The organism is Methylophilus sp., assembly GCF_035460085.1.
Classification (GTDB): Bacteria; Pseudomonadota; Gammaproteobacteria; order Burkholderiales; family Methylophilaceae; genus Methylophilus.
On sequence record NZ_DATHWZ010000061.1, the window covers coordinates 1 to 18,304 of the forward strand.

Below are 18,304 nucleotides of genomic sequence, written 5' to 3' on the forward strand. Positions count from 1 at the left end.
TTTCAATCTGGGCGAAACAGCCCCATCCCCGATTCTTGGAATATATGGTATCTCCGAGTTTAAGGCACCTGTTAAAGGGTGCCTTTTCTTTTTATCTCGTAGCAAATCTCCCAGAGCCTCCAGATTGCATAGCAACTTGCAAACTTAATATTTTCTAAACTCACCCCTCTTAACATCCATCCATAGCCTAAACCTTAAAAGACTAGTTCAAATTGTCCTACGTTGTTTAACGTATTAATAAACAACAGCTTAGGTGCGAGCATAGTGCCATGAACGAGCACAATTAATACGCTTGGCAGATGGTCAACCTATGCAGTTAAAACAAGCATATAACCCGCCATACGCCCACGACTATCCATTCAAAATCGGCAGGGATTTTGAATAAAGTTTTTATGTATTTTTAACTCAGTGGAGTCTTTCAAAATGGCGGAACATACTTGCAGTCCCGGTTGTAATCATGGCGTCACCCCGGAAAACGAGGGGTTGATCAAAGAAGAATTTCATGAGGCCAGGCGATCATTCCTGAAAGATGCATTTGCTGTCGGCGGCAGTACCGCAGCCCTGGGCGCATTGGGAATTACGATGTCTCAAAGTGCATTTGCGCAAAGCCCCAAGGTAGGTGCTGGCGCCGGTCGGGCCAGTCATTACTATGTGCCAGCCAACGATAAAACCGTGCATTGGGGATTTTTCAGCAAATCACTCAAACCGTTGATCGAAGTTGAATCCGGCGACTATGTCACGCTGGAAACCCTCACCCATCACGCCAATGATGACGCCGAACGTATGGTGCGCGGTGATCCTGGTGCTGAAAGTGTGTTTTACTGGGACAGCAAGCGCAAGGGCGTTGACCGTCGTGGGATTGGCGCCATGAATGCCAAGGTGGGCGCCGGTGGTGGTTTGGGCGTGCATATCTGCACGGGGCCTGTTGCCATCAAGGGCGCTGAGCCAGGCGATATACTGGAAGTGCGGATTGTAGATGTCACACCAAGAGCCAGCGCTAATCCATTATACAAAGGGAAGGCATTTGGCAGTAATGCGGCCGCCTGGTGGGGCTTTCACTATGGCGACACGGTTGAAGAGCCGAAAAAACGCGAAGTCATCACGATTTATGAAGTCGATGCGACCGGCGAAAGAAACTACGCCAGTGCAGTTTATAACTTCCGCTGGACACCGCAAACAGACCCTTTTGGCGTGGTACACCCAATCATTGATTACCCAGGCGTACCGGTGGACCACAAGACCATCCAGGAAAACCACAATGTCCTGAAAAATGTGCGGGTGCCTATCCGCCCACACTTTGGCACCATGGGCGTCGCCCCTGCCGAAGCGGATATGGTGAACTCTATTCCGCCTAGCTACACCGGCGGCAATATAGACAACTGGCGCATTGGTAAAGGGGCTACCTTGTATTACCCCGTCTCGGTAAGCGGAGGCTTGTTCTCGGTAGGTGATCCGCATGCTTCGCAAGGAGATTCAGAACTGTGTGGTACCGCCATCGAATGCTCACTCACAGGCACCTTCCAGCTGATTCTGCACAAGAAAGCCAGCTTGCCCGGCACACCGCTGGAGAGCCTGAAATATCCATTGCTGGAAACGCAGGATGAATGGTTGTTGCATGGCTTCAGCTACCCTAACTACCTGGCTGACCTGGGTGCAGATGCGCAAAACAGTATTTTTGCGAAGTCCTCAGTGGATTTAGCCTTGCGTGATGCCTATCGCAAGATGCGCGATTTCCTGATGAGCACGCAAGGATTAAGCGAAGATGAGGCTATTTCACTGATGTCGATTGCAGTCGATTTTGGCATCACCCAAGTGGTAGACGGCAACTGGGGTGTGCATGCGTTAGTGAAAAAAAGTATTTTCCCCCCACGCAAAACCTGATTGAAGGACTGGTCAATCACGGGAGCAGAATATCAGCCCGGTTACTTGACCAGGAAACACAAAGAGGTCGATTGTTTTGCAAATAGCTTAACCATCGACCTCTTTGTTAATCAGCATTAATGCTAGCTGTCTTGTTTTAATGCACGGATTTCAGGCAGGTTTCGCCACCATCCATACACATCCATGCCACAACCAAACACATAGCGGTTCGGCACAGTCAGGCCAACCACATCTGCCTGCAGTGGTTTGGCAATGCCATTGTCTTTGTCAGTCAGCACAACCGTCAGCACTTGTTTGGCACCGGCCTGTTGGCAGTGACGCACGACTTCAGCCAAAGTGATGCCTTCATCCAGGATATCGTCCAGCACCACGACGGTTTGCCCGCTCAGGTCGAACTCTGGGGCCTTGGCCCACACAATCTCACTGCCAGACGTGCCATGGTATCGATTCGCCTGCAGGTAATCCAGACGCACGGGTAGTTGCAACCTTTGCATTAACTGCCCGGCAAGGTAAAGTCCGCCGCGCATCACGCACAAGAGCAGCACTGATTGCCCGGCCAATTTCTCATGCAATGTTTGCGCTATGTGATCGAGCGCCTGTGTGACGTCAGCTTCAGTAAAAATGACGTCAGAATGCGTGAGCCAATAGTCTGGCGGCTGGGTAGTCGGGTCTTGCATTGACTTAATGCTGGATTAAAAATCCAGTGTTTTCAGGTATTCCCTGAAGCTGCCGGAAATCTCATCGTGCTGTAATGCCAGTTCAACGTTAGCCTGCATAAAGCCAAGTTTGCTGCCGCAGTCATAGCGTTTGCCTTTGTAGCGGTAGGCTTTCACTTTTTCGAACTCCATCAAAGCCGAGATACCATCAGTCAGCTGGATCTCGCCACCCTTTCCTGGTTTTACCTTTTCCAGGCATTCAAAAATACGTGGGGTTAATACATAACGCCCCACCACTGCCAGATTGGAAGGCGCTTCTTCCGGTTTCGGTTTTTCAACCATGCCTTTCACTAACAGCAGATCATCGGTTTCTGCTACTGCATCTACCACGCCGTAGCTACTGGTTTCTTCTGGGGCCACGGTTTCAATACCGAGGATTGAACACTGGTGTTGCTCATAAACATCGACCATTTGTTTGGTGATGGAAACATCACCACACAACAAGTCGTCAGCTAGCAACACGGTAAAAGGCTCATTGCCGACGACCGGTTTGGCACATAGCACCGCATGGCCCAGACCCAAGGCTTGTGACTGGCGTATAAAGACGCAGCTGACGCCTTTAGGCAGAATACTGTGCACGATATCCAGCAATTTCTGTTTACCCGCTGCTTCCAGCTCGGCTTCAAGCTCATAGGCTTTATCAAAGTGGTCGGCAATCGAACGTTTGTTACGCCCGGTAATAAAAATGAGCTCAGTGGCACCAGCAGCAATCGCTTCTTCAGCCGCATATTGAATCAATGGTTTATCAACCACAGGCAGCATTTCCTTCGGGCTGGCTTTGGTGGCCGGTAAAAACCGGGTGCCTAACCCGGCAACAGGAAATACTGCTTTTGTAATTTTTTTCATGGTCGTATCCTAACAATTTCTAGTTTTAAATAATCGAAAAAGAGTTGCAAATGAAGCAAAAAAATAATCTGACATCCAAGCGGTGCAATTGATTTCAATTTCAGAATGATTTCAATTTGAGAGGTTTCCATCTAAGAGACCTCAATTTTAACAAAAGAACCAGCCCTGCCAATAATGCGGTAACCGCGTTGGCAATAATCACCGGCCAATCGCGTATCAATATTCCATAAACCAGCCACAAAACCACACCCAGCGTGAAAATCGTATACATAGGCAACGATATCCCGCTTAAATCACGCGTACGCCAGGATTTGATGACCTGCGGCACAAATGCTACCGTAGTGCATACGGCGGCGATCGAACCAATACAAGTGTTAAGCACACTCACTTCAAATCCTCTACTTCGGCACCAAATGCCTGTACCTTGAGTTTCTTCAGCTGGTCACGGAACTGGGCTGCTTTCTCGAATTCCAGATTTTTGGCCGCGTCATGCATGGCTTTCTCTACACGCTTAAGTTCTTTAGTCAGCGTTTTCTCACTCATATTCTCGTAGCTGGCCTGCTCTTGCGCGGCTTTACGTTCCCGGTGTGCCTCATCTTTATCGTACACGCCTTCAATAAGGTCTTTAATGCGTTTGGTGACACCTTTAGGAATGATGCCATGCTTTTTATTGAAAGCTTCTTGAATCGTCCGCCGCCGATCAGATTCATCCATCGCCAGTTTCATACTACGCGTAATTTTGTTGGCGTAAAAAATTACCTTACCATTCAAGTTACGAGCTGCACGGCCTGCGGTCTGTATCAGCGAGCGTTCTGAGCGCAGAAAACCTTCCTTGTCCGCATCCAGCACCGCTACCAGCGATACCTCAGGGATATCCAGGCCTTCACGCAACAGGTTGATACCCACCAGCACATCAAACTCTCCGAGACGCAAATCGCGGATAATTTCCACGCGTTCCACCGTTTCAATATCACTATGCAGGTAGCGCACTTTAACGCCATGCTCAGACAGGTAATCAGTCAGGTCTTCTGCCATGCGTTTGGTCAGCGTGGTAGTGAGCACACGTTCGCCTATGGCCACGCGTTCCCTGATCTCGCCCAGTAAATCATCGACTTGCGTATCCGCCGGTTTGACAATGATCTTCGGGTCAATCAGGCCGGTGGGGCGTGCGATCATTTCCACCACTTGCTGCTGGTGATTTTTTTCATAATCGGCCGGGGTGGCTGAAACAAACACGCACTGCCGCATGATGCGTTCAAACTCTTCAAACTTGAGCGGACGGTTATCCATCGCCGAAGGCAAGCGCCAGCCGTAATCCACCAGGTTTGCCTTGCGTGAGCGGTCACCCAGGTACATGCCGCCGATTTGCGGCACCGTCACATGGCTTTCGTCTATGATCATCAACGCATGTTCCGGCAGGTAATCAATCAATGTGGGTGGAGGATCGCCAGGTTTGCGGCCGGTCAGATGGCGGCTGTAGTTTTCAATGCCTTTGCAGAAGCCGATCTCATTCAGCATTTCCAGGTCAAACCGGGTGCGCTGCTCGATCCGCTGCGCTTCTACCAGTTTATTTTCTCCCAGGTAGACCTTTACCCTGTCCCGTAATTCAGCTTTAATGGTTTCCATCGCACGCACCGTCGCTTCCCGCGCCGTCACATAATGGCTGGATGGGAAAATACGGAAATTATGGATTTTATTGAATACCTGGCCGGTCAGTGGATCAAACAGCTGGATGCTGTCGATTTCGTCATCAAACATGCTGATGCGCACCGCAGTTTCACTGTTCTCGGACGGGAACACATCCACAATGTCACCGCGCACACGGAAATTACCGCGTCCAAAGTCAAAATCGTTGCGATCGTATTGCATCGCAATCAAGTGCGCCACAATGTCTTTTTGCTCGATTTTGAGGCCCTGGTGCACATGCAACACCATGCCATGGTACTCGCCCGGGTCGCCGATACCGTAAATCGCCGACACCGTGGCAACGATCACCGCATCTTCACGCTCGAGCAACGCCTTGGTTGCTGCCAGGCGTAATTGTTCGATGTGTTCGTTAATACTGGAGTCTTTTTCAATAAACAGGTCGCGTGACGGCACATACGCTTCCGGCTGGTAATAGTCGTAGTAGCTGACAAAATACTCCACCGCATTATTTGGGAAGAATTCCTTGAATTCGCTGTAGAGCTGGGCAGCCAGGGTTTTGTTTGGTGCCATCACGATGGCAGGTCTACCAGTGCGCGCAATGACGTTGGCCATGGTATAAGTTTTACCGGAGCCGGTCACGCCGAGCAGGGTCTGGAACTTCAACCCGTCTTCAATGCCTTTAGTCAGTTTTTCTATGGCCTGAGGCTGATCCCCGGCCGGTGGAAACGGCTGATGCAACTCAAACTTGCTACCTGGAAAGGTGACGATCACGAAAACAATCTGATGAAATAAATAATAGTGTCATTTTAACCTTTTTTAGTTCACCAGGCGCGTGATTTACATTTTGCAGTGCCAGGAAAAAACAGAACTTTACGGCTGAAACAAGGTCTTGTTCACGATGCCTGAAAAACCCATTGGAGAATCGCTTGAAGCTTTTGTTAACGGTATTTATCGCCCTACTCTCCACAACTGCTCAGGCTTATAACCAGCAGGCACTCATGGATGCCTATTTCGGCGTGGTCATGATCCGTGGCTACAATGAAGATGGTGGCATGGCCTATGGATCGGGCGTGGTAGTCGCTGACCATACTGTGGTCACCAATTGCCACGTGCTCCGGGCCACCAAACAACCCTGGGTTTCCCGGGGAGAAGACACTTACCCGATCACCACAGTGCGCGCCGATGTCTGGCATGACCTGTGCCTGGTCACCGCGCCAAGCCTGCCTTTAAAACCCGTGGTACGCGGCAATAGTTATGCATTGATGCGTGGGCAGGAGATCAGCGCCATTGGCCACTCCAACGGTGTACCCGCTCCCATTACCTCCATCGGTGAGATCCAGGGGCTTTATTCGACTCCTTCCGGCAATATGATACGCAGCAGCGCTAAATTCCTGATGGGTGCCAGCGGTAGCGGCTTATTTGATATGGATGGCAAACTGGTGGGCATCAACACTTTCAAAACAGCGGGTTATGGCCGCAGCATCCATTTTGCATTGCCAGTGGAATGGCTGGAAACCCTGGAAAAAATGCCCGCCAGCACCGAGTTTCCCGTGCGTGGCAAAGCGTTATGGGAAGAAGACGAAGATAAAAAGCCTTATTACATGCAGGCAGCGGTGCCCGAATCACGCCAGGATTGGGCAAATATGGAGAAAATCAGTGCGCAATGGACCCAACATGAAACCAGCAATGCCGATGCCTGGTTCAGTCTTGGTCTGGCTGAGCAATCATTGAAACAGTTCGATGCTGCCGCAACCGCCTACCAGAAAGCAGTCAGTCTGGATGGTCAGTTTGTCGAGGCCTGGTTCAGGCGCGGTGAAGTGGCCCAGCAATTGGGTGATAGCAAAACGGTGAAAGATATTGAATCAGAACTGCAGAAAATCGACCCATTGCTGGTGTCGGTTTACCAGAATTACCTTAGCTGCGAGAAAAACTGCCAGAAACAGTGAATCACAACTGCTACTAGCGATTTAATTAACCTAAAAATCCGTTCAAAAACTTGACATACTGCCTTCCAGGCCAAGTCGTTTTTGCGTAAAATGTTGCGTTTTTCATTTTTTTGCAGGCACCGCATGCCTGCTTGTGCACATACCGATCAACAAGGAAGCCATTTTGAGCAAACCTGCCGCCAACGTGCTGTCTGCACGTGTTTTATCCATCAAAGAATCCCCTACTTTGGCGATCACTGCCAAAGCCGCCAGGTATAAATCTGAAGGCCGTCCTATCATTGGCCTGGCCGCAGGCGAGCCGGATTTTGATACGCCGCAGCATATCAAAGATGCAGCCAAAGCAGCGATTGATGCAGGCTACACAAAATACACGCCCGTCAGCGGCATCCCGACGCTGAAAAAAGCCATCGTCAACAAATTTAAAAACGAAAACGGTTTTGAGTATGCGGTGAATGAAGTGATTGTCGGTGTTGGCGGCAAACAAACGATCTTCAACCTATGCCTGGCAGTGCTGAACCCTGGTGATGAAGTCGTGATTCCAGCCCCTTACTGGGTGAGCTATGCTGATATCGCCATGGTGGCCGAAGCCAAACCGGTGATCCTCGAATGCGGCATTGAACAAGGCTTTAAATTATTGCCGGCACAACTGGAAGCAGCCATTAACAGCAACACCAAACTGGTGATGTTCAACTCGCCTTCCAACCCGACCGGCGCAGTCTACTCATTAGAAGAACTAAAGGCGTTGGGCGAAGTGTTGCTCAAGCACCCGCATGTGCTGGTTGCTACGGATGACATGTACGAACATGTCAACCTGACCGGCGAGAAATTCCATAACATCCTGAATGCAGCGCCAGGCCTGAAAGACCGTTGTATCGTATTGAACGGTGTTTCCAAAGCTTATTCCATGACTGGCTGGCGTATCGGTTATGCGGCTGGCCCGGCTTATATTATTAAAGCAATGGAAATCCTGCAAAGCCAGTCCACCAGCAACCCGACTTCGATTTCCCAGTATGCAGCAGAAGCCGCCCTGAGTGGTTCACAGGACTGTATCAAGCCGATGGTCGCTGCCTTTAAAGAGCGCCACAAATATGTGGTTGACCGCTTCAACGCCATGTCTGGCTTAAGCTGCCTGATGGCCGGTGGTGCTTTCTATGCATTCCCTGATGCGCGTCAGGCAATCACCAACTTGCATCAAGCTGGCAAAATCAAAGAAACGACCGATATGGCACTGGCTGAGTATTTGCTGGAAGAACACAACGTCGCCGTGGTGCCTGGCTCTGCTTTCGGCGCCGAAGGTTACTTCCGCATCTCGTTTGCCACCAGCATGGAAAACCTGCGCGAAGCATTGGATAGAATCGAGAAAGCATTGCAGGTTTAATATTGATAAGCCGCACTAAATAAAAAAGCGCCTGACGGCGCTTTTTTATTATCCACTCTCATCTTAATCGTTCAGGTTAATCGCTCAGGAAGTCTTTTAGCGGGCTGCCGGGCAAGCCAATATCGCCAGCGCTTTGCGTCATCAAATCAGCAAGCTCGGTGATAGGCAACACGGTAGAAGCTGCAATCACCTGCGTTTCCCCCGTGATCAATACATCGTGGATATTCAATGCATCATCACGTTGCAATGTTGATTCGGTAATGGAATTGTGCGCGATGGAGACAAACGCTGTGCCCTCTTCCTGCAGCATGGATGCCAGTGGTGGCGATAGCTCAATCGCATCATTCAACTGCAATGCAGCCAGTACATGCTGGATCACCGCCGGGTTGACGGCATGCTCACTGATATCCACCACATCCGAGGTCGCTGATAAGGCTTCAGTCAGCTTGATGGCCTGTTGCTCGGCAAATTGCACCTGCTCACCATTCGCCGCCTGCATCTCAACCTGTGTGCCGGCCAACGTGACTAACTGGTCACCTTCATGCAAGGTATCGCCCGCTTTCAGTAAACGATGCTGACCATGCTGATCAACAACTTCTGCCACACCGGTCAGACCGGTCACTTTTCCCAATACAGTACGCATAGTAATCTCCCGTTGCCGTCATTATAAACGACCTTGGCCTAATAAAAAATTGACCCGTTCGGGTAACAAAACATCCATTCATCCACGCAAGCCCCTTGACTTTTATCACCGCCTGACGGGCAAAACAGGCATTTAAACTACACATCGAAAAATATAGAGAAATTCGCAAAAAGTGGTTGACCAAGGGGCACGGTCTCAGTAATATAGCGCCTTCAAACGACGTACCGATTCCTCAATAGCTCAGTCGGTAGAGCGCCGGACTGTTAATCCGTAGGTCCCTGGTTCGAGCCCAGGTTGAGGAGCCAAATAAATAAGGCCTTGCAGAGATGCAAGGCCTTTTGCTTTGTTCCGCAATATATCAATAATTCCGCAAAGAGCTCTTCATAAGATAGAATCTAAAAATTAACTAGCTTTTTTCTCCCTGTTGCACAATAAACAGAAAACGAACCTCGGGGTTGACTTATATGTCAATATCAGATGAAATAACAAATAGAGTTAGTGAACAAAGATTATTTAAACTTGCTCCACTGATGCCCCCAAGCTTTGGCTCTATTCTGAGACAAGTCTATGTTTCTGAAGAAATTAACAATATATTGACAGGCCCATGGGAAGATCCATTGTGGGGGGAGAGATGTGGTTATCTACATGCAGATTTAGATCGATTCATTAATGGAGAGATAATCGCTGTCGCTGAAAGACCATTCCGAAAAGGAGCAACTGCCTATATAAAACAATTATATAAGCGCTCTGAAGAGGTATGGGAAATTAGAAGTAGGGACCCAAAGCCAGGCATTAGAGTATTTGGTAGATTCGCTGAAAAGGATACTTTTGTTGCACTTACTTTGTGGAATAGAACTGATTTAGGAGGTCCAGAATCACGAGCTTGGAGAGATGCAATTGTAGGATGTAAAACCGAATGGAGAAACCTATTTCCCGCTCATGAACCAATCACGGATGAAAATATCAATGACTATCCCAATTACTACCTCACTAATACCTACCTCGTCTGACATTCAACAGGAAGCTGAATGCTCTCCCATGATGCTCGCTTATTTTCGTGGACGCCTGAGTAATAAGATTCATGCCTTAGTACTTTCCGAATTTGCAAGGCAGGAAAAATTAGGGAAAATCTCAAAAGCTTCTTTATCGAGAAGAGTCGGGAAAAAACCTGAACAAATTACTAGATGGTTAGGTTCGTCAGGAAATTGGACGATTGAAACATTAAGCGACCTTTTGCTTGGCATGGGACTTGAACCGTCTATTTCATTAAAAGTCATACATGAACAACAACCTGCCCACTCTAAAGCAGAGTATAAGATATATGAGAAAACTGTTTACTCTATCTCTTCGGACGTCTCAGCAGATAGTCTTTTAAGTATAGACATGAATATAAAAGACGTCGTTTTTAATTCAAATATTAATCAAAAACATGCGTTCGAAATCTCAGATAAAAAGATACTCGGGAAAAAAACGGATAACTTTTTCTTTGTTTCTACCACTGCCGAACACGAACATGGAGATCAAAAATGACGAAAGCAAAAAAATCACCATCTTCTGAAGATGGTATTGATTTAAGCAATATTGAAACTTTATTCGTGGATAAAATTGTAAATATTGGAATTGGATTTAATGTTTCAAGATTAACTTTAACTCAAGAAGTTGCTGACGATAAAGAAATTGCTTTTGCAAATTTAATAATTCCGACGACAAGATTATTTGAATTCATTAAATTCATGTCTGAACATATTTTAGAAAATGAAGAATTAAAAAAAGGTCTTATTACCTCAATTGATGAATTCAAGAAAGAGTTAACTGAATCGGAGAAATAAGAACTCTGTTCCGCAAAAGAAATGACAATCTAGGAAAACCGCGGCTTTAAACAGTACATAAATAAGAGTCTTGCGGAACAGGAATAGCCCGCAAACCCTTACAGAACCTATATTTCACAGATGGACTGTTAATCCGTAGGTCCCTGGTTCGAGCCCAGGTTGAGGAGCCAAATAAAAGAAGCCTTGTAGAGATACAAGGCTTTTTGCTTTTCAAGTTTTCAACTTTCGGAACACGCCTACTGCGGCAGTTTTTCTGATGCCAGCATCTCGCAGGCAATCACACCTACATCCCGCACGGCTTGTTCTATGGTTAAAGTCCATAAATGGCTGAAGTTAAGCCGAATATAATGCGTCAGTTCTTTTCTGAGTGAGAAGATGGTACCCGGTGCCACGGTGATGCCGTTGTCGATGGTGGCGCGATAGAGTGCCAGCGCGTCGAGCGCTTCCGGCAGTTTGACCCAGATCACATACCCTCCTTTCGGCACTGAAAGCGTTGTGCCTGCCGGAAAGCTCTGCTCTATCACGTTGCGCATCAATACATAATTTGAACGCAGGGTGTGGCGTAACTGCTTGAGATGCTGCTCAAAGCTGTCGCGCTGCATGAACTTGGCGATTGCGATCTGTGGCGCGGAGGTCAGGGAAAGGCTGTTGAGGAACATCAGCTGTTCCACTTGCTGTCGGTAACGGCCGGCAGCGGTCCAGCCTACGCGATAGCCGGGCGCCAGCGATTTGGAGAATGACGCGCAATGCAGCACCATGCCGTGACGATCAAAGGCCTTGGCTGGCAAAGGCGCCTGCTCGCTGAAATACAGTTCACCATACACATCATCCTCAATCAGCGGAATCTGCGCCTCTGCCAGAAACTCCACCAAGGCTTGCTTTTTGGCATCTGGCATCACAAAACCCAGCGGGTTCTGGAAGTTGCTGGTGAGGATAACTGCGGCGATGCGCACATTATCGGTGGCAGCGCGCAACGCATCCAGTTCAATACCGGATTCAGGGTCAGTGCGGATTTCTGCCACGCGCATGCCCAGCCGCTCCACAGTATGGGCCAGCGCATAGTAACCCGGAGATTCAAGCGCAATGGTATCCCCTGCTTTGGCCACCGCTTGCAGGCACAGGGTGATGGCTTCGGTAGCCCCATGCGTGATCACAATGTCATCCGGGGAGACATCCATGCCATTGGCAAGGTAGCGCCTGGCAATCTGCTGGCGTAGCATCTCGTTGCCTGGCGGCAGGTCACTTAGCACGCCCCACTCACCCTGGTCATCAGTCAGGGCTTTTTCATACTGGTGAATTTTCTTGAGGGGAAACAGTTGCGGATCAGGGAATGGCGAGCCTAAAGGCACCGTTCCGAATTCGCGTATGGATTTGAGCGTAGTGAGGACCAGTTTGCTGGCATCGACTTCGGATAAGTTGATATCTTTTGCCAGCGGGGAGGTTTGTTTCTGCTGCAGGCGTTTGCGAGGGGTGACGTAGTAGCCTGACTGCGGATGGCTACTGATGACCCCTTCCTGTTCCAGTAACAGATAACCGCGTAGCACGGTGCTGATACTGAGACTATATTTCTGGCTGGCCTGGCGCACCGAAGGGACTCTGTCTCCCGGTCGCAAAACGCCTTCATCGATCATTGCGCGTATGCGTGCGGCAAACGAGACATAAAGCTTCATGGTGGCAAGGCTGGAGGGACGCTGATGCCAGCCATTATACGTCAGCGATACATGGTGCGGCTGACCTGGCCGACCAGTTGCTGAAATTTAGGCGGATTGCAAAGCCAGGGTGATTTCTTCGCCTGCAGGGGTCAGGGCTGCGACCAGGCGCTCTTTTTGGGTCACGACATCAACCAGTTGCTGCTCGCTTAATGCTGTCATCAGGCGTTGTAGCGTACTCATGCGTAATTCAAGCCGTTTGCAAATGACTGCCAGTGAGACTTGCGTGCGGCCTTGTGCATGCTCTGCATGCAGTAAAGCCAGGATGCCCAGCATACGCACTGCACTGGCATCTAACGGTGAAGGGTCGATCCGGTCAGGATGATCAACACTGATGCCATCCTGCACTGAGACATCATATTGGTCGTGATCAAGCAGCATTGGCCACCTCAGATGCTTTTTCTATGATCACCGGAATAGATTTTGACGTCGGTGTACGCGAATCATCAGCCACACTTTCCAGCGGCACCAGGTTATTGGTCTCCGGGTAATAGCCACTCAGGCAACCTTGCGGAATGTCGTATGAAACGACCATGAAGTTATCTGCGCGGCGGGTGATGCCATCCTGCCAGACACTGACCAGGTTGATCCAATCCCCTGCCTTGAGGCCAAGTCGCTCAATATCACCAGGGTTCATGAAAATGACGCGACGCTGGCCGAAGACGCCACGGTAACGGTCATCCATGCCATAGATAGTGGTGTTGTACTGGTCATGTGAACGGGTGGTCATCAACACAAACAACTGGTCACCATATTGCTCGCGTGCCTGGTGGATAGGTGAGTTTTCCGGAATGGCCTGCACCGTGAATTCAGCCCTGCCAGAAGCCGTATTCCAGATGCGCTGGCTGGAAGGCACCGGCATGCGGAAACCACCTGGTGTTTTAATGCGTTCGTTGTAATCCCTGAAGGCTACCGGCATCGTCTGTTCGATGATGTCACGGATCTTGCTGTAGTCTTTTATATATTCCAGCCATGGCATTTTGCTGTTTTTCAACGTGGCATGTGCCAGACGGGCGACAATGGCAGGCTCGGATAGCAGTTGTGGTGAAGCTGGCTTGTTCATACCGTAGGAGATATGCACCATGCTCATGGAATCTTCAACAGTGACGCCCTGCGGACCGGTTTCCTGAGTATCGATCTCTGTTCGTCCCAGGCATGGAAGTATCAGCGCTTCTTTACCATGCACCAGGTGGCTGCGGTTCAGCTTGGTGGTCACATGTGCGGTCAGTTCGCAATTGCGCATGCCTTCCCAGGTGCGATCGGTATCGGGTGTGGAAATCGAAAAATTACCGCCCAGGCCGAAGAAGAATTTCACCTTGCCGTCTATCATCGCTTCAATTGAGGCGACTGCATCATAACCTGGCGTTTTCGGTACATTCAGATCAAATACACGATCCAGGCTTTGCAGGAATTCCAGCGGCATTTTTTCGTAAATGCCAACAGTACGGTTACCTTGCACATTGCTGTGGCCGCGCACCGGACACAGGCCAGCGCCTTCCTTACCCACATTACCGCGCAGCAACATTAAATTCACTAACGTCTTAATCGTCGCCACACCATGTTTGTGCTGGGTGATACCCATGCCCCAGGTGGAAATTACACGGTCACCGGTGGCATAGATACGCGCGATTTCTTCGATCTGTGCTAATGACACACCGGATTCTTCAACAATCACGTCCCAGCTTTCCTGGCGCGCGTCAGCGGCAATCGCTTCAAAATTATTGGTGTGCTGGGCGATGAAATCCACATCTACCACGCGCTCTGTACCTTTGACTATCGCTACATCATCCCACTGGATGACAAACTTGATCATGCCCTTGATCAGCGCCAGGTCCCCCCCCAGTTTCGGCTGGATAAACAGGCTACTGATCTGGCTGCCTTTGAAAGACAGCATATCGAACGGGCTTTGCGGGTCGGCAAAACGCTCAAGGCCACGCTCTTTTAATGGGTTAATAGCGACAATCCGCGCACCACGTTTGGCGGCTTCACGCAGTTCACCCAACATACGCGGATGATTGGTAGCCGGGTTCTGGCCAAAGATCAGCAAGGTGTCGGCATGCTCAAAATCCTGCAGGGTCACGGAGCCTTTACCAACACCGACGGTGAGCGGCAAAGCAATACTGGTGGATTCATGGCAAAGATTAGAACAATCCGGGAAGTTATTAGTACCGAATTCACGTACGAACAGCTGGTATAGAAAAGCGGCTTCATTGCTGGCACGTCCAGAGGTATAAAATACCGCTTCATCCGGGTCTGCCAGGGCATTCAAATGCTCAGCCATCAAGGCAAAAGCATCATCCCATAACACAACTTCGTATTTATCTGTGACCGGGTTGTAGCGCATCGGGTGGGTTAAACGGCCTTCATTTTCAAGGTCGAAATCGCTCCACTGCATTAACTCGGTCACCGTGTGTTTGGCAAAAAACTCGGGGTGAACCCGTTTGTTGGTGGCCTCAGCAGCTACCGCTTTCACACCGTTTTCGCAGAACTCAAAAGTCGAGGTATGTTCTTTATCCGGCCAGGCACAACCAGGACAATCAAAGCCATCCGGCTGGTTTTGCGCCAGCAGGGTCAGTACGCCTTTCACAGGAATCTTCTGCAAGGCGAGTTGCGCGGCTACTTGCTTGAGTGCTCCCCAACCTGCGGCAGGGTGATGGTATGGCTTGATTGTGGCTTTTGGTTGAGACATAGTTCCTGCTGTTCGGCAAATTTTTCTGGTGAAAAACCTTAATAACGGCTAAATCTGGGATGGATGTAGTGGGTGATAACCAGAAATCGCAAACGGATGAATGATGAATCCCATCCTAAGCCAGCTAATGCAAGGAAAACAGATACAGAAATGCTAAATTTTTAGAGCACAGTTATCTATTACCCAGCCTTAAAAGCTTTAAGCAGCAAACTTTTAGTATGCATGCAACTATCACCAATCAAATCTGCTCAATGTAATAACCTTGGGCACTCTGATAATATTCATGAAGCATGATTTAGCCTGCCCTGTGGATAGCCGTTAGCATCAAACGCGTTATAAAGGATAAGAATGTCTGATTTGGCATTAACGTTAGCAAGAATCCAGTTTGGGTTCACCATCTCGTTCCATATCATCTTCCCGGCAATCACCATCGGCCTGGCAAGCTATCTCGCGGTGATTGAAGCCAGCTGGTTAAAAACCAAAAATACTGTGTATCTCGACCTGTACCACTTCTGGGTCAAAATATTTTCGTTGTGTTTCGGCATGGGCGTGGTGTCCGGCCTGGTGATGGCCTACCAATTCGGCACCAACTGGGCTGGTTTTTCCTCTGTGGCTGGCAGCGTCACCGGGCCACTGCTTGCTTATGAAGTATTGACCGCTTTTTTTCTTGAGGCTGGTTTTTTAGGCGTGATGCTGTTCGGCTGGAACAAAGTCGGGCCCGGCCTGCACTTCACGTCTACGGTAATGGTAGCGATTGGCACCCTGGTTTCAGCGACCTGGATATTAGCCTCCAACAGCTGGATGCATACCCCGCAAGGCTTTGAGCTGGTCGCTGGTAAAGTGATCCCGGTGGACTGGTTCAAGATTATTTTCAATCCGTCTTTCCCCTACCGCCTGGTGCATATGGTGGTCGGCGCCTATTTGGCAACCGCGTTATTCGTCGTGTCTGCGGGTGCGTGGCAATTACTGCAAGGCAAAAACAATCCTGGCGTGCGCAAGATGATGTCTATGGGCTTATGGCTGATATTATTGCTCGCGCCTATGCAGGCCGTGATCGGTGACCTGCATGGCCTGAATACCCTCAAGCACCAACCCGCCAAAATCGCTGCAATTGAAGGCCACTGGGAAAATCCGCCAGGTCAGGCAACGCCATTGGTCTTATTTGGCTGGCCGGATATGGCACAAGAAAAAACGCATTTTGCGGTTGAAATCCCTGTGCTGGGCAGCTTGATCTTACGCCATTCACTGACTGAGCAAATTCCGGCACTGAAAGACTTTCCGGCTCAGGATAGACCCAATGCCACCATTGTATTCTGGACCTTCCGCCTGATGGTAGGCCTGGGGATGCTGATGATTTTGCTGGCAGTGACTTCGTTATGGTTGCGTGTCAAAAACCGGTTGTACCAGAGCACCCAATTCCAGAAATTCGCCATTGCTATGGGACCAGCCGGAGTGATTGCCATATTAGCGGGCTGGTACACCACCGAAATAGGCCGCCAGCCATGGGTAGTCTATGGCGTGTTACGCACCGCAGATGCGGTAACGCCACATACGACCAGCGAAGTCGCACTCACCCTGAGCTTATTCGTGGTGATCTATCTGGCGCTATTCGGCATGGGCACCATATATGTGTTGCGACTGATTAATATCGGCCCGAAAACCGGAGAAGCATTGCAAGGCGATGCTATCTCTATCAACCCGACCGATGTGGATGAGTTTGCAGTTGCGCCAGAATTTCACCCGGATAACAAAGTGCCAGCAGCGCCTGGCCCTACTGATAAAAAGGATCAATAAATGATGGACTTATCACTGGATTTATCATTGGTATGGGCCATCATCATTTTATTCGGCATCATGATGTACATCATCATGGATGGCTTTGATCTGGGCATCGGTATCCTCTACCCGTTTTTTCAGGAAAAGCATGACCGCGACCTGATGATGAATACCGTGGCGCCGGTATGGGATGGCAACGAAACCTGGCTGGTACTGGGTGGCGCCGGGTTGCTGGCAGCCTTCCCCCTCGCCTACTCGGTGATTTTGAGCGCGCTTTCGCTGCCATTGCTCTTCATGCTGATGGCGCTGATTTTCCGCGGGGTGGCGTTTGAATTCAGGTTCAGGGCGACCGATGAAGAACGGCATTTCTGGGACAAAGCCTTTTTGTGTGGCTCAATTGCAGCGACCTTCTTCCAGGGCATGACGCTAGGGGCCTATCTGCAAGGGATTAAAGTCGTCAACGATGCTTATGCCGGTGGGCCATTAGACTGGATATCGCCCTTTTCAATCTTCACCGGCCTGAGTTTGCTGGTGACTTACGCATTGTTGGGCTGTACCTGGCTGATCATGAAAACATCTGGTGACTTACAGAAAACCTGCTACACACTGTCACGCCAGATCTCATTATTGCTGTTTGCGACGATTGTCATTATCAGTATCTGGACACCATTGATGGATCACGGCATTGCCGAGAGATGGTTCACCATGCCCAACTTATTACTATTATCGCCGGTGCCATTACTGGTGGTATTCTTCTTTTACCGGTTACAGAAATCACTGCAAGAGAAATCTGAAACCACGCCATTCATTTATACGCTTTGCCTGATCCTGCTTGGCTATGCCGGGCTGGGGATCAGCATCTGGCCCAACATCATTCCACCGCACATATCGATCCATGCAGCGGCCTCACCGCCGCAAAGCCAGATGTTCGCCCTGGTAGGTGCGCTGGTCATTATCCCTATCATCCTGATCTACACCGGCTGGGCTTATTACGTTTTCCGTGGCAAAGTGAATCCGGATGATGCTTATCATTGATGAAGGCAGGTAAATGACCGGCACAAAACAGAAAAACAGTTTTGGTAAAAGATTAGGCTGGCTATTGCTGATCTGGCTTGCCAGTATTGCAGCCCTCACGGTCATCAGCCTGATCATCAAACTGCTGATGAAAGCTGCAGGCTTTTATAGTTGACCTACTCGTAAAAGAATTGAAGTCGGCCGTGCAGAGAATTTTTTTGATGTTCTAC

Annotated in this window: 17 protein-coding genes and 1 tRNA gene; 10 read left to right on the forward strand and 8 right to left on the reverse strand. The window is 49.4% G+C overall.

Going from position 1 to position 18,304, the window contains the following annotated elements; all coding sequences use genetic code 11:
• Nucleotides 1-423: 423 nt before the first annotated feature.
• Entirely contained in the window at nt 424-1,881 is a 1,458-nt protein-coding gene (locus VK958_RS08490; protein WP_325240691.1) for an acetamidase/formamidase family protein, read from the forward strand.
• Between the two features lie 122 nt (nt 1,882-2,003).
• Here VK958_RS08490 and VK958_RS08495 read toward each other — a convergent pair whose 3' ends face one another.
• The 4 genes from VK958_RS08495 to uvrB form a co-directional block, all read right to left on the reverse strand.
• A complete protein-coding gene (locus VK958_RS08495; RefSeq protein WP_325240693.1) occupies nt 2,004-2,558 on the reverse strand; it encodes a hypoxanthine-guanine phosphoribosyltransferase in 555 nt (184 codons plus the stop codon).
• Between the two features lie 15 nt (nt 2,559-2,573).
• Nucleotides 2,574-3,443, reverse strand: a complete 870-nt coding sequence (gene galU / locus VK958_RS08500) for a UTP--glucose-1-phosphate uridylyltransferase GalU (RefSeq protein ID WP_325240695.1) — start codon at nt 3,441-3,443, stop codon at nt 2,574-2,576.
• A 100-nt stretch (nt 3,444-3,543) separates the two neighbouring features.
• Entirely contained in the window at nt 3,544-3,831 is a 288-nt protein-coding gene (locus tag VK958_RS08505) for a SemiSWEET transporter (RefSeq protein ID WP_325240697.1), read from the reverse strand.
• Nucleotides 3,828-5,861 carry an excinuclease ABC subunit UvrB gene (uvrB, locus tag VK958_RS08510; RefSeq protein ID WP_325240699.1) on the reverse strand — a complete coding sequence of 678 codons (2,034 nt, stop codon included), beginning with the start codon at nt 5,859-5,861 and terminating at the stop codon, nt 3,828-3,830. The genes VK958_RS08505 and uvrB overlap by 4 nt, the downstream gene beginning before the upstream one ends.
• Before the next feature lie 155 nt (nt 5,862-6,016).
• On the opposite strand from uvrB, the gene VK958_RS08515 reads away from it, so the two are divergent.
• Together VK958_RS08515 and VK958_RS08520 are read left to right on the forward strand one after the other, a co-directional pair.
• Complete coding sequence (locus VK958_RS08515) at nt 6,017-7,036, forward strand: trypsin-like peptidase domain-containing protein (protein WP_414683872.1); 1,020 nt, start codon at nt 6,017-6,019, stop codon at nt 7,034-7,036.
• A gap of 163 nt (nt 7,037-7,199) precedes the next feature.
• A complete protein-coding gene (locus VK958_RS08520) occupies nt 7,200-8,414 on the forward strand; it encodes a pyridoxal phosphate-dependent aminotransferase (protein WP_325240701.1) in 1,215 nt (404 codons plus the stop codon).
• A gap of 76 nt (nt 8,415-8,490) precedes the next feature.
• On the opposite strand, the gene VK958_RS08525 is transcribed toward VK958_RS08520, so the two are convergent.
• On the reverse strand, nt 8,491-9,057 hold the full coding sequence (locus VK958_RS08525) for a hypothetical protein (RefSeq protein WP_325240703.1): 567 nt from the start codon (nt 9,055-9,057) through the stop codon (nt 8,491-8,493).
• A 229-nt stretch (nt 9,058-9,286) separates the two neighbouring features.
• Here VK958_RS08525 and VK958_RS08530 point away from each other — a divergent pair.
• The 4 genes from VK958_RS08530 (at nt 9,287) to VK958_RS08545 (ending at nt 10,886) form a co-directional block, all read left to right on the forward strand.
• Nucleotides 9,287-9,362, forward strand: a tRNA-Asn gene (locus VK958_RS08530).
• A 159-nt stretch (nt 9,363-9,521) separates the two neighbouring features.
• The gene (locus VK958_RS08535) at nt 9,522-10,067 is read left to right on the forward strand and encodes a hypothetical protein (RefSeq protein ID WP_325240705.1); all 546 of its coding nucleotides are present in this window, start codon (nt 9,522-9,524) and stop codon (nt 10,065-10,067) included.
• A gap of 28 nt (nt 10,068-10,095) precedes the next feature.
• Nucleotides 10,096-10,587, forward strand: coding sequence for a hypothetical protein (locus tag VK958_RS08540; protein ID WP_325240707.1), 492 nt, complete (start codon nt 10,096-10,098; stop codon nt 10,585-10,587).
• The gene (locus VK958_RS08545) at nt 10,584-10,886 is read left to right on the forward strand and encodes a hypothetical protein (protein WP_325240709.1); all 303 of its coding nucleotides are present in this window, start codon (nt 10,584-10,586) and stop codon (nt 10,884-10,886) included. The genes VK958_RS08540 and VK958_RS08545 overlap by 4 nt, the downstream gene beginning before the upstream one ends.
• Nucleotides 10,887-11,122: 236 nt before the next feature.
• On the opposite strand, the gene VK958_RS08550 is transcribed toward VK958_RS08545, so the two are convergent.
• From VK958_RS08550 to VK958_RS08560, 3 genes are all read right to left on the reverse strand, one after another.
• On the reverse strand, nt 11,123-12,556 hold the full coding sequence (locus VK958_RS08550; protein ID WP_325240711.1) for an aminotransferase-like domain-containing protein: 1,434 nt from the start codon (nt 12,554-12,556) through the stop codon (nt 11,123-11,125).
• Between the two features lie 87 nt (nt 12,557-12,643).
• Complete coding sequence (locus VK958_RS08555; protein ID WP_325240713.1) at nt 12,644-12,976, reverse strand: hypothetical protein; 333 nt, start codon at nt 12,974-12,976, stop codon at nt 12,644-12,646.
• Entirely contained in the window at nt 12,966-15,284 is a 2,319-nt protein-coding gene (locus tag VK958_RS08560; RefSeq protein WP_325240715.1) for an FdhF/YdeP family oxidoreductase, read from the reverse strand. The genes VK958_RS08555 and VK958_RS08560 overlap by 11 nt, the downstream gene beginning before the upstream one ends.
• A gap of 348 nt (nt 15,285-15,632) precedes the next feature.
• On the opposite strand from VK958_RS08560, the gene VK958_RS08565 reads away from it, so the two are divergent.
• Genes VK958_RS08565 through VK958_RS08575 form a run of 3 tightly spaced genes read left to right on the forward strand, consistent with a single transcriptional unit; the run spans nt 15,633 to nt 18,249 of the window.
• Nucleotides 15,633-17,078 carry a cytochrome ubiquinol oxidase subunit I gene (locus tag VK958_RS08565; RefSeq protein WP_325240717.1) on the forward strand — a complete coding sequence of 482 codons (1,446 nt, stop codon included), beginning with the start codon at nt 15,633-15,635 and terminating at the stop codon, nt 17,076-17,078.
• The gene (gene cydB, locus VK958_RS08570; protein WP_325240718.1) at nt 17,079-18,095 is read left to right on the forward strand and encodes a cytochrome d ubiquinol oxidase subunit II; all 1,017 of its coding nucleotides are present in this window, start codon (nt 17,079-17,081) and stop codon (nt 18,093-18,095) included. It abuts the gene before it with no gap.
• A 13-nt stretch (nt 18,096-18,108) separates the two neighbouring features.
• On the forward strand, nt 18,109-18,249 hold the full coding sequence (locus VK958_RS08575) for a DUF2474 domain-containing protein (RefSeq protein ID WP_325240720.1): 141 nt from the start codon (nt 18,109-18,111) through the stop codon (nt 18,247-18,249).
• Nucleotides 18,250-18,304: the final 55 nt, after the last annotated feature.